Source organism: Kribbella sp. NPDC049584, assembly GCF_040675555.1.
Lineage (GTDB): Bacteria > Actinomycetota > Actinomycetes > Propionibacteriales > Kribbellaceae > Kribbella.
In genome coordinates, this window is record NZ_JBFAPF010000002.1 from 514,617 (window position 1) to 526,595 (window position 11,979).

Annotated in this window: 10 protein-coding genes and 1 riboswitch; of the genes, 9 read left to right on the plus strand and 1 reads right to left on the minus strand. The window is 68.2% G+C overall.

The window, feature by feature from the left end; all coding sequences use genetic code 11:
* The first annotated feature begins 20 nt into the window (after positions 1-20).
* The 6 genes from AB0J62_RS09260 (at position 21) to AB0J62_RS09285 (ending at position 7,898) form a co-directional block, all read left to right on the plus strand.
* Positions 21-1,490, plus strand: coding sequence for a M4 family metallopeptidase (locus AB0J62_RS09260; RefSeq protein ID WP_363866350.1), 1,470 nt, complete (start codon positions 21-23; stop codon positions 1,488-1,490).
* 37 nt (positions 1,491-1,527) lie between these two features.
* Positions 1,528-2,457 carry an oxidoreductase gene (locus AB0J62_RS09265; protein ID WP_363866353.1) on the plus strand — a complete coding sequence of 310 codons (930 nt, stop codon included), beginning with the start codon at positions 1,528-1,530 and terminating at the stop codon, positions 2,455-2,457.
* A 58-nt stretch (positions 2,458-2,515) separates the two neighbouring features.
* Positions 2,516-4,117: a CocE/NonD family hydrolase gene (locus AB0J62_RS09270; protein ID WP_363866356.1), complete on the plus strand. Its 1,602-nt coding sequence runs from the start codon at positions 2,516-2,518 to the stop codon at positions 4,115-4,117.
* A 107-nt stretch (positions 4,118-4,224) separates the two neighbouring features.
* The gene (locus tag AB0J62_RS09275; protein WP_363866359.1) at positions 4,225-6,681 is read left to right on the plus strand and encodes a LamG-like jellyroll fold domain-containing protein; all 2,457 of its coding nucleotides are present in this window, start codon (positions 4,225-4,227) and stop codon (positions 6,679-6,681) included.
* Positions 6,682-6,752: 71 nt separating this feature from the next.
* Complete coding sequence (locus tag AB0J62_RS09280; protein ID WP_363866362.1) at positions 6,753-7,553, plus strand: aldo/keto reductase; 801 nt, start codon at positions 6,753-6,755, stop codon at positions 7,551-7,553.
* 3 nt (positions 7,554-7,556) lie between these two features.
* Positions 7,557-7,624, plus strand: a riboswitch (guanidine-III (ykkC-III) riboswitch).
* Between the two features lie 25 nt (positions 7,625-7,649).
* Positions 7,650-7,898 (plus strand): hypothetical protein, encoded by a 249-nt coding sequence (locus AB0J62_RS09285; RefSeq protein ID WP_363866365.1) that lies wholly within the window; start codon positions 7,650-7,652, stop codon positions 7,896-7,898.
* Here AB0J62_RS09285 and AB0J62_RS09290 read toward each other — a convergent pair.
* On the minus strand, positions 7,895-8,746 hold the full coding sequence (locus tag AB0J62_RS09290) for a hypothetical protein (protein WP_363866368.1): 852 nt from the start codon (positions 8,744-8,746) through the stop codon (positions 7,895-7,897). The two genes, AB0J62_RS09285 and AB0J62_RS09290, sit on opposite strands and share 4 nt — an antisense overlap.
* A 248-nt stretch (positions 8,747-8,994) precedes the next feature.
* Between AB0J62_RS09290 and AB0J62_RS09295 the strand changes: the two genes are divergently transcribed.
* Genes AB0J62_RS09295 through AB0J62_RS09305 form a run of 3 tightly spaced genes read left to right on the plus strand, consistent with a single transcriptional unit; the run spans position 8,995 to position 11,974 of the window.
* On the plus strand, positions 8,995-10,029 hold the full coding sequence (locus AB0J62_RS09295; protein ID WP_363866371.1) for a MoxR family ATPase: 1,035 nt from the start codon (positions 8,995-8,997) through the stop codon (positions 10,027-10,029).
* Positions 10,030-10,058: 29 nt separating this feature from the next.
* Positions 10,059-11,021 (plus strand): DUF58 domain-containing protein, encoded by a 963-nt coding sequence (locus tag AB0J62_RS09300; protein WP_130447314.1) that lies wholly within the window; start codon positions 10,059-10,061, stop codon positions 11,019-11,021.
* Positions 11,021-11,974 (plus strand): VWA domain-containing protein, encoded by a 954-nt coding sequence (locus tag AB0J62_RS09305; protein WP_134097676.1) that lies wholly within the window; start codon positions 11,021-11,023, stop codon positions 11,972-11,974. Before AB0J62_RS09300 ends, AB0J62_RS09305 begins: the two co-directional genes overlap by 1 nt.
* Positions 11,975-11,979 lie beyond the last annotated feature (5 nt).

Genomic DNA, 11,979 nt, shown 5'->3' on the forward strand with positions numbered 1-11,979 from the left:
GGGACGTGGGAGGGAAGCGTATGTCGAAAAGCCGTAAGGCGCTTGTGGCCGCCACCGCAGGACTGGCGACCGTCGCGCTCGGGTTGTCGTTCACCAGCGCCGCGGGGGCCGCGCCGCAGGCGGCGGCAGCCAATCCGAACGGGCTGAAGCTGATCAAGACGAAGACGTCGTTGCTCGGCAAGCACTACTGGTACCAGCAGACCTTCAAGGGGCTGCCGGTCGTCAACGGGTACTACGCCAAGCACGTGGCGAAGGACGGCTCGGTCGAGATCGCCGACGGGCGGGACGCCGTACCGGCGAACCTCGACGTCAGCGCGAAGGTCGCACCCGCGTCCGCAACGCAGTCCGCGAACGCAACGGTCACCGCGCAGGCGAACCGGTCGCGAGCCGCCGGGCCGAACAAGAGCTTCGTCAAGCAGCCGGAAGCGACCAGCGGCGCCGCACAGCTCGCGGTGATCGGCGGGCCGGACGCGCGTCTGGTTTGGAATGTCACCAGCCGGTCGACCGAGGGTGTCAGCCAGTCCCTGGTCGACGCGAAGACCGGCAGTGTGGTCGCGTCGAAGGTGATCAGCGACAACGTCGACGGCCGCGGCTCGGTCTTCGACCCGAACCCGGTGGTCAGCACGCAGAACGAGAAGCTGACCGACATGAACGACAAGAACCAGGACGCCCTGTTCCTGGCGCAGAAGAACGTGATCCTGCGCAACCTGGACGGCTCCGGGAAGCTCAACGGGCCTTACGTCAACATCAAGGAAGCCAAGGGCGGGATCGCGCAGAGCAAGAACAACTCCTTCGTCTACCAGCGCGCGAACAACAAGTTCGAGCAGGTGATGGTCTACTACCAGATCAACCAGACGCAGGAGTACATCCAGAAGCTCGGGTTCACCGACGTGAACAACGAGTCGCAGGACTTCTCAGTCGACACGGTGCCCGACGACAACTCGTGGTACGACCCGTCGACCGACATGATCACCACCGGTGAAGGCGGCGTCGACGATGCCGAGGACGCCGAGGTGATCTGGCACGAGTACGGTCACGCGATCCAGGACGACGTCGTACCGGGCTTCGGCGAGACCGAGGAAGCCGGCGCGATCGGCGAGGGCTTCGGCGACTACTGGGCCGTGACGAACTCGGTCCCGGTCAGCAAGGGCTTCAACCTGCCGTGCGTGATGGACTGGGACGCCACGTCGTACACGTCCGACGAGCCGCACTGCCTGCGTCGTACCGACACCGGCAAGACCACCGACGACATCGACGGTGAGGTCCACGACGACGGCGAGATCTGGTCGAACGCGCTCTGGGACATTCAGCAGGGGCTCGGCCGGACCAAGGCCGACAAGCTGATCCTCGAAGCGACGTTCTTCTACGACCCCGACACCTCGTTCGCCGCCGCGGCGCAGGACACCGTCCAGGCTGCCCGGCTGCTGTACGGCAAGGCCGCCGCGCAAACGGTGACCGACGCCTTCAAGGCCCGCAAGATCCTGAAGTAGCGGCTGCAGGTTGTGCGCCCACCACTACTGTGGGCGCATGACCTGGAGTACGTCGGACATTCCTGACCTGACCGGAAAGCTGGCGCTCGTGACGGGCGCGACGAGTGGACTCGGGTACGAGACCGCGCTGGAACTGCTCAGACATGGCGCGGACGTGCTCATCGCGGCGCGCAATCCGGACAAGGCGGCGCAGGCTGCGGAGACGTTGAGTCAGAAGGCTGGGAGAGCGCCCACCGTGCTCGAGTTGGACCTCGCTGATCTTGCGAGTGTGGAGAAGGCGGCCGACGAGGTCATCTCGTCGTACGACCGGTTGGATCTGCTGATCAACAACGCCGGTGTGATGGCGCCGCCGTACCGGGAGACCGTCGACGGGTTCGAGCTCCAGATCGGCACCAACCATCTCGGTCACTTCGCGCTGACCGGTCGGCTAATGCCATTGCTGCTCAACGGCAGCCGCGTCGTGACGGTCAGCTCGTTCATGCACAAGACCGTTCGCGGCATTAGCAAGGCCGATCTTCGCCGGCCGGCGGGCAGCTACCGGAAGTGGGAGTTGTACGGGAAGTCGAAGCTCGCGAACCTGTTGTTCATGCTCGAGCTCGATCGCCGGGTGCGTGCTGCCGGGGCCGATCTGCTGAGCGTCGGTGCGCATCCCGGGTACGCCGCCACGCACCTGCAGGCTGCTGGGCCGGAGCTCGCGGGCAATCTCCGCCAGGCGCGGCTCGCGGCCGCTACGACCCGCCTCGTCGCGCAGTCCGCTGCGGCCGGCGCTTGGCCCAGTCTGTACGCCGCGACGTATCCCGACCTGCGCCCCGGATCGTTCGTCGGACCCGGCTTCTTGGAGTACCGCGGTACTCCGAAGGTCGTGCTGCCGACCCGGACCGCACAGGACGCCGCGCTGGCGAAGGAGCTGTGGGACTGGTCTGTCGAGGCGACAGGGGTCGATCCGGCACTCACCGTGCCGAGGTAGTGACACAGCGGCAACTTTCTGGTTACCCTCCGGTAATCCCCGAACGCCGGAGGTCCTGGTGCGCAGACTTGCCGCCGCCCTTGCAGTCGCCGTTGTCGCCGCCCTGACAGCCGCCCTGACGCTGATCACGATCGGTCCGCCTGCTGACGCCAGCCAGACCGCCGCCCCGGGCTTCAGCACGGCGTACCAACGCATCCCCGGCGCCGATGGGATCGAGCTCGGCGCGGTCGTGCTCACGCCGACCGGGCAGGGGGACGGTCCGTTCCCGCTCGTGGTGATGCCGTCGAGTTGGGGTGTGCCGAACGCGGAGTACGTCGGCCAGGGTACGAAGCTGGCCACGGCCGGGTTCCAGGTCATCTCGTACTCGAGCCGAGGCTTCTGGGATTCCGGCGGCGGCATCGACATCGCCGGCCCGCCGACGGTCGCCGACGTCAGCAAGGTGATCGACTGGGCCGGCCAGCACACGCCGGCGGACACCAGCCGGGTCGCGGCGGTCGGGATCTCCTACGGCGCGGGTACGTCGCTGCTCGCCGCCGCGAAGGATTCGCGGATCAAGGCTGTCGGCGCGCTCAGCGGGTGGGCCGATCTGATTCGGTCGCTGGACCCGAACGACACGGTTGAGCTCCAGTCCGTTGCAGGTCTGCTTGCCCTGGGCAACATCACCGGGCGGCCCGGTCCGGAGATGGCCTCGCTGCAGACCAAGTTCGTCACCAGTGACTTCGACGGTGCGATCGCCGAGGCCAGTCAGCTCTCGCCGGCACGGTCCGCGGCGACGATGGTAGACCAGATCAACGCGAAGAAACCGGCCGTGTTCCTGGCGAACGCGTTCGAGGACTCGATCTTCCCGCCCTCGCAGTACACGGACTTCTTCACGAGCCTGACCGGGCCGAAGCGGCTGCTGCTCGCGCACGGCGATCACGCGACGCCCGAGGTGACGGGCGCGGTTGGTCTACCGAACGAGACGTGGGATGAGCTCGTCGGCTGGTTGCGGCATTACCTGACGGGTGCGGACAACGGTGCGAACGCCGAGGCGCCGGTGCAGCTGAAGTCGCAGCGTGGCACGTGGCGCGGGTATGCCAGTTGGGCGGCGGTCGGCCAGGCGCGTACGTCGTACCTGACCAAGGCAGGGGCGCTGCAGGGTGGTGCGTCGACGGGATGGAGTCGGTCGATCGGCGCTGGCATACCAACGGTCGCGGATAGCGGGGTGGCGCTCGTATCCGGCGCGCTGCAAGGGCTGCTGTCGATTCCGACAGGTGTTGTGACGCCGTTGGTCGACAGGTCGTTTGCCGGGGTTTGGTCCGGGCCGACGTTCGGCAGCGCCACGGTCGTGAACGGTACGCCGAAGCTGCATGTAACCGTGGAGCCCTCGGCGGCCAGTACGTCGCTCTTCGCCTATCTGTACGACGTTGACGCGCTGGGGGTCGGGTCGTTGATGTCGCACAAGCCGTACACGTTGCGCGGTGCTACGCCGGGAAAGGCGGTGCCGCTCGATGTGCGGCTGGAGGCGACGAGCTGGGAGGTGCCGGCCGGGCATCACCTCGTGCTGGTTGTCGACACAGTGGATCCGCGCTACCTCGGGCGGAGCGTGATCGGGTCGACGGTCACGTTCAGTTCGCCTGCAGGTGATCCGTCCTGGCTCAGCGTTCCGGTGGCGGCCTGAGTCCGGCTCGGCTTGGTTCGGTGTTTGATCATGCGCGAGCTCTTGCGTTTTTGTGGTGAGAGCGTTGTCATGGGATCGCCTTTCCCCGCCCCGGAAGGAGAGTCCCCATGTTCAAGCCGCTCGCGGCCGCCCTCGTGCTGCTGTCGACAACCCTGGTCCCCACGGCCCAGGCGCAACCGGCATGGCACCTCGGCACCCCACCACTCACGACCCCCTGGACTGCCGACGTCTCGCCGACGAACGCGCTCCCGGAGTACCCGCGCCCGCAACTGACCCGTCCCGACTGGCGCAACCTCAACGGCCTGTGGGAATGGGCGCCGGCCGCGGTAGGTGAACAGCCGCCGATCGGCCGCACCCTCAATGAGCAGGTGCTCGTCCCGTACCCGATCGAGTCCGCGCTGTCCGGTCTCCAGAAGCACGAGGACCGGATGTGGTACCGGCGTACGTTCACGGTCCCGGACAACTGGAAGGGCAAGCGGCTCCTGCTGCACTTCGGCGCGGTCGACTACGACGCCAAGGTCTGGGTCAACGGCCGGCAGGTCGCGACGCACCGCGGCGGGTACGACGGCTTCGACGTCGATGTGACCAATGCCCTGCGCACCAAAGGCCCGCAGGAACTGATCGTCTGGGCCGAGGACCTGACCGACGAGACGTACCAGCCGATCGGCAAGCAGCGCGAGGTCGGCGACCACGGAATCTTTTACCAGGGCAGCTCCGGCATCTGGCGGACCGTTTGGATGGAGCCGGTGAACGTCGCGTCGATCGACCGACTCCAACTCACGCCCGACCTGCCCGGCCAGACCCTCAAGGTCACCGCGCAGACGTCCGGCCCCGCGGGCCTCGACGTCGAGGTCACGGCGTACGACGGCCGCACAGCCGTCGGGCAGGTGCGCGGCAAGGCCGACACCGAACTCCGGCTACCGATCCGGAATCCCAAGACCTGGTCCCCGGACCACCCGTTCCTGTACGACCTCAAGGTCCGCCTGCTCGATCGCGGCAAAACGGTAGACCAAGTCGGTTCGTACGCCGGGATGCGATCGGTCGGCCTGCAGAAAGGTGCCGACGGCAAGCTTCGGATGGCGCTCAACGGGAAGATCCTGTTCAACCTGGCGACCCTCGACCAGGGTTTCTGGCCGGACGGGCTCAACACCGCACCGACCGACGCGGCGCTCCGGTTCGATCTCGAGCAGCACAAGCGGCTCGGCTTGAACACCGTGCGCAAGCACATCAAGGTCGAGCCGGATCGCTGGTACTACTGGGCCGACAAGCTCGGCCTGATGGTCTGGCAGGACATGCCGGCGACGAAGACCGATGCAATGCCGGACCCGTGGCGGGCGCAGTTCGAGTCCGAGCTGCACGAGATGGTCGACGAGCACAAGAGCTTCACCTCGATCACCGTCTGGGTCCCGTTCAACGAGGGCTGGGGTGAGTGGGACCGGGCCGCGACCGGCCGGATCGCGGACGACGTCAAGGCACAGGACCCGTCCCGCCTCGTCAACGCCCACAGCGGCGTGAACTGCTGCAACTCCCACGGCGACTCCGGCCGCGGCGACCTGATCGACAACCACGCGTACCTCGGCCCGGCGACAACGGCGCCGTCGGACACCCGCGCGGCGGTTGACGGCGAGCATGGCGGGTTCGGCCTGAAGGTGCCGGATCACATGTGGTTCGGCGACGGATCGGCGTACGAGATGGAGCCTGACTCGGCGACCCTCACCCGGCGGTACGTCGAAAACCAGACCGACGTGCTGAAATCGGCCCAGCAATGCGGGATCAGCGGATCGGTCTATACCCAGATGACCGATGTCGAAGGTGAGCTGAACGGGTTCTACACCTACGACCGGCGAGTGCCGAAGATGGATTTCGCCCAGGTGCGGACGATCAACCAGCAGATCATCGCCGGCGCGGACGGGTCAGGCACTGGTGTACCAAACCCGGGACCCGGTACACCCGGTGCCGACGGCATCCACTTCTACCCGCTCGACGGCACCGCGGAAGATGCTGTGGGCAACAATGACGCGACCCTCCAGGGCGGCGCGACCTTTGCCACGGGCAAGAACGGTGAGGCGGTCGCGCTCAACGGATCCGGTCAGTACGTCGACACCGGCGCGGCCCTGCTCGACACCGGCAAGAACTACACCGCGAGTGCCTGGGTGAAGCTGAACAAGGCGGACGGCGCGTTCCAGACGTTCGTCAGCCAGGACGGCGACCGCGACAGCGCGTTCTTCCTGCAGTACTCCGGCCAGGACCAGCGTTTCGCGATGAGCTTCCCCGGGATCCGGGCGCTGTCGCCGACGAAGCCGAACCCGGGGCAGTGGTACCACGTCACCGGCGTACGCGATGTCGTGAAGGGTGAGCTCAAGCTCTACGTGGACGGCGAGCTCGTCGCCACCAAGAGCGCGTGCGCCCTGGACTCCAGCTCGACCGGCAACACGGTCATCGGCCGGGCGAAGTTCGGTGGCAACCAGGTGGACTTCCTGGACGGCACGATCGACCAGGTCCACCTCTACGACCGCGCCCTCACCGATGCGGAGGTGCGCACCCTCTACGAATCAGGCCGCTAGACAGCGTTCGGGATGCGAAGTCGGAGCGCAACCCCGATCCTGGTAGGTACCGACCAGGGGAGGTGAGTGCGATGGCCGCACCCAGCCAGCTGCTCGCACCCCATTCGACGATCCGGTTCCGGCCTCCGCGGTTCGGGCTCGGCGGTTCGCATCTCGGCGAGCCGCCCGGCCCGGACGCCGACGCGACCGCGGTTGCCACCGTCGACGCGGCATACCAGGCCGGTATCCGGTTCTTCGACACGTCCCCGGCGTACGGCGAGTCGGAGCGACGACTCGGTACGGCGCTGCAGAAGCGCCCGCGGGGTGAGTTCCTGGTGTCGACGAAGGTGATCGGGGACGACCCGAAGACCTCGATCGACCAGAGCAGCGCGCAGCTAGGACTCGCGGTCGATGTCGCCTTCGCCCACGACGAGTCGGCGTACCCGACGCTCGACCGGCTGCGGCGCGAAGGGATCATCAAGGCAGTAGGAGCCGTGTCGGACGACTGGCAGGACCTCGACCGCCTGGTGCGCGACGTCCAACTCGACTGTGTGCTGCTGACGGCACACTATTCGTTGCTCGACCGCACCGCCGGACCGCTGCTCGATCGTTGCCTGGCGCACGGAGTCTCGGTCATCGTCTCCGGCGTACTTACCCCACAGGTCCTCCACGCAGACACCGTCGAGGCCCGACGGATCTCGGCCGTCTGCGAGCGGTACGGCGTTTCCCTGCCGCAGGCCGCACTCGCCTTTCCCAGCAGGCATTCCGCGGTCACGTCTGTGCTGATCGCCGCGTCGTCACCGGCCGAGATCCGCGCCGACGCGGCGCTGGTCCGCCAGCCCGTACCGGACAAGCTCTGGCGGGATCCGGAATTGCTGCGCTTGCTATCCTGACAACAGGAGTTCGACGCAAGCGGGCTCCCCGGACGAGCGGCGCCGTACCCGGTCTGTCAAGACGACGCCTCACCCTTGACGGAGGGGGTCGTCCTCATGCATGTGCTCGACGTTCTCGAGATCGTTGGCGCGGTCACCATTCTGCTCGCGTTCGCCGCCGCGCAGGCGGGCCGGTTGCGCCAGCGCACCATCACGTACCAGCTCCTCAACCTGCTCGGCTCAGGAGTCCTCGCCGGCATCGCCGCGATCCAGCTGTCCTGGGGCTTCCTGCTGCTCGAGGGCAGTTGGGCCGTCATCAGCCTGATCGGCCTGCTGACTCTCAAGCGGCGACGGCAAACCGACTAGAACTTGTCGCCCGGGGCCGTCCCAGTGCCGGACGGGTTGGTCGGGAGTGTGGTGGGGATACCGGTCGGGACCGGGCTCGGGCTGATCGAGATGGACGGTGAGCCTGAGCCGGTGCCCGGCGGCGGCGTGGTCGGCGTGACGGTGACGGTGGCCGTATTCGCCGGCGTGGGGATGACGGGTTCGGGCTCGAGCGGCTGCGCGTGGCGGAACAGCAGCCACGCCAGGAAGACGGCCAGCGCCATGATCAGCGCCATCGTCAGCAATGCGAACGCGAGCGCCCACCGCGATGCCGGGCGCAGAGCGTTCGGCCACGGCAGCGGCCAGATCCGGAACAGACCGGGACGCCGCCGGTTCTCCCAGTAGTGGCGGAACTCCGGCCCGCGCAGCTTGCCGATCTGCGGGACGCGATCCATCAGTACTGCGGACAGGATCTCCTCGCCGCGACGCTCGGCGATCAGCCGCTCGTCGGACGCCGCGCTGGACCCGTCGTCCTCGCGGATCGGCCCGACCGCGACCCAGAGCGCGAGGTCGTCGTCATCACGGTCGTTGTGGCCTAGAACGGCTTCCTCGGGCAGATCGTCGACGGCGTAGACGAACCGGTCGCGGGCGGCCGCGTCGTCGGCGGAGCCCTCGGTCATCATCGCGACGACGACGTTCCGGCCGGCTTCGTCGCTTGCCGTGTAGAGGTAGCCGGCCGCGTTCGCGCCGAGCCGGCCGCGGAGCCAGAACTCGCCGACCCGCGGCGGGTCCTCCGGCTGCAACGGCAGAGCCTCCGGAATCTCCAGCGCAGGGCGCGGCTCCGGCGGGTCCGCCGGCTGCACCTCGGTCTGGGATTCGGTCGCGGTCATCACCCCAATCCCACCACATCCCTGGTAGCGCTGTCGCCACGGCCGCCGGTCGGGCGGCGGCCGTGGCGACAGCGGGCAGCGGCGGCCGGGGGAGGGCGGCACTCGGCGCGCGCGATTTGGCTCGGCGGGGCAGGATGGGGGAGGACCCGGTAGGCCCTGCGTCCGCTGGCCCCGGCGATCTGATGGAATGACCGGTGTTGCGAAGTGGGGAATGACAAGGTCCGTCCGCGGGCCCCGGAAGGACAGGCATGACCGAGACGACGGTGCCCACGGGTGCGGTGGCCCAGCAGTCCAGGCTGATCGGCGAGGCCCTCGGTGAGGTCAAGCGGGTGATCGTCGGCCAGGAGCACATGGTCGAGACCCTGATGGTGTCGCTGCTCGCGAAGGGTCACTGTCTGCTCGAGGGCGTTCCCGGTGTCGCCAAGACGCTTGCGGTTCGCACCTTCGCCAGCGTGGTCGGCGGCACGTTCGCCCGGATCCAGTTCACCCCGGACCTGGTCCCGTCCGACATCGTCGGCACCCGGATCTACCGGCAGACCCGCGAGACGTTCGACATCGAGCTCGGCCCGACGTTCGTGAACTTCGTGCTGGCCGACGAGGTCAACCGCGCACCGGCCAAGGTGCAGTCGGCCATGCTCGAGCTGATGGCCGAGCGGCAGGTGTCGATCGGCGGCCAGACCTTCCCGATGCCGAAGCCGCTCATCGTCATCGCCACCCAGAACCCGATCGAGTCCGAGGGCGTCTATCCGCTGCCCGAGGCGCAGCGCGACCGGTTCCTGGTCAAGATCGACGTGCCGCACCCGCGCGGGCACGAGGAGTTCGAGATCCTCCGCCGGATGAGCGTCGACCCGCCGGAGCCGCGTCAGGTGCTCAAGCCGGAGACGATCCTCGAGCTGCAGCGGTCCGCCGAGCAGGTCTTCGTCCACAACCTGGTCGCGGAGTACGCCGTACGTCTGGTGATGGCGACCCGTACGCCGACCGACTTCCACCTGCCCGACCTGGAGCCGATCATCGAGCTGGGCGTCAGCCCGCGCGCGACGCTCGGCCTGATCGCGGCCGGTCGGGCGCTTGCGTTGATCCACGGCCGGGACTACCTGCTGCCGAGCGACATCCAGACCGTCGCGCTGGACGTCATGGGTCATCGTCTGGGCCTGACCTTCGACGCCGTCGCCGACAACATCGACCCGCGGGCCGTGATCGAGCGGATCCTGGCCACCGTCCCGCCGCCGCAGCCGGTCTGGCGCGACGGCGCCGACGGCACCGGCCGCCCGGAGTTTGTGTAGTGCCGAACCGACGAGACCCGCGGGCTGCGATGACGATCTCGCAGCTCGCTCCCGAGCGTGCGTTGCGGCGGCTGGAGCTGACCGTCGTACGGCGGCTCGAGGGCTACCTGCACGGGGAACACCTGGGGCTCCTCCCGGGTCCGGGCACCGAGCTGGCCGAAGCGCGGGAGTACCAGGTCGGCGACGACGTACGGCGGATGGACTGGGCCGTCACCGCGCGGACCACGATCCCGCACGTCCGCGACCTGATCGCGGACCGCGAGCTGGAGACGTGGGCGCTGGTCGACCTGTCCGGCTCGATGGACTTCGGTACGTCGACCCTCGAGAAGCGCGAGCTCGCGGTGGCAGCTGTTGCGACCGTCGGGTTCCTGACCCACCGACTCGGTGACCGGTTCGGCGGGCTGATGCTGCGCGACTCGGCGCTGCGACGCTGGCCGGCGCGATCCGGGCGCCTCGCGCTGTACGGTCTGCTGCGCGCACTGCTCGCCGAGCAGTTCAGCGGCGACGAAGAGGCGCACCGCAGCGATCTGGCCGCCGCGCTCGAGTCGATGGCCCGGACGCAGCGCAAACGCGGACTGCGCGTGATCGTGTCGGACTTCCTCACCCCGCAGGACGGTGAGGTCGCGAGCCAGATCGAGCCGTCCTGGGAGCGGGCGATGCGCAAGCTGACCGCTCAGCACCAGGTGCTCGCGGTCGAGATCGTGGATCCGCGCGAGCTCGAGCTGCCGAACATCGGCGTGGTCACGATCGGTGACCCGGAGACCGGCGAGGTGCGCGAGATCGACACCCGGCGGCGCAAGGTCCGGGAGGCGTTCGCGGTCGCGGCTCTCGCACAACGGGAACGAACCAGGGCCGCCCTGCGTAGGGTAGGTGCGGGGCATCTTGTACTGCGGACCGACCGCGACTGGGTTGCCGACACCGTGCGGTTCGTGCTCGCGTACCGGCGAGTGGCGCCCCGCCTGCACCAACCGCCGAAGGGAGTGGCTCGCTGATGGAGTTCCTGTCTCCGGCCAGACTGTGGTTCCTGCTCCTGATCCCGCTGATCGTCGCGGGGTACATCTTCCTTCAGCACCGGCGCTCGCAGTACGCATTGCGCTTCACCAACATCGCGCTGCTGGACCGGGTCGCGCCGCGGCGGCCGCAGTGGCGGCGGCACCTCGCCGTCGGGCTCGCGCTGCTCGCCGCGATGACCTGCATCCTGGCGTTCGCGCAGCCGAAGGACAAGGTCAAGGTGCCGCGCGAGCGGGCCACGATCGTGGTCGCGATCGACGTCTCGCTGTCGATGATGGCGACCGACATCGAGCCGAACCGGCTGGAGGCCGCGAAGGAGTCGGCGAAGGAGTTCGTCAACAACCTGCCGACGAAGTTCAACGTGGCACTGGTCAACTTCGCCGGTACGGCGTCGATCATCGTGCCGCCGACCACGGACCGGGCGACCATCGACCGGTCGATCGACGGGCTCGAGCTGGCCGAGTCGACCGCGACCGGTGAAGGCATCTTCACGTCACTGCAGGCGCTCACGCAGGTCCCGCCGGATCCCGCGCACCCGAACGACCCGGCCCCGGCCCGCATCGTGATGCTGTCGGACGGCAAACGAACGGTCGGCCGGACCGCGCAGGAAGGCGCGCAGGCGGCGAAGGCGAAGAACACCCCGGTGTACACGATCTGCTTCGGCACCGACTCCGGCTTCATCGAGATGGACGGCATCCGGCAGCGCGTACCACCGGACCGCACCGAGCTCCGCAGCATCGCCGAGACGACCGGCGGCGAGGCGTACACCGCGGAGTCCGCAGGCGAGCTCAAGGACGTCTACAAGGACATCGGCTCCTCGGTCGGGTACGACGAGGTCGACAAGGAAATCACCGCGCGGTACGCCGGTATCGCGATGCTCTTCACGTTGGCCGCCGCCGGCGCCTGCATCGCGCTCGCAACGCGCTTCCCGTAAGCGTT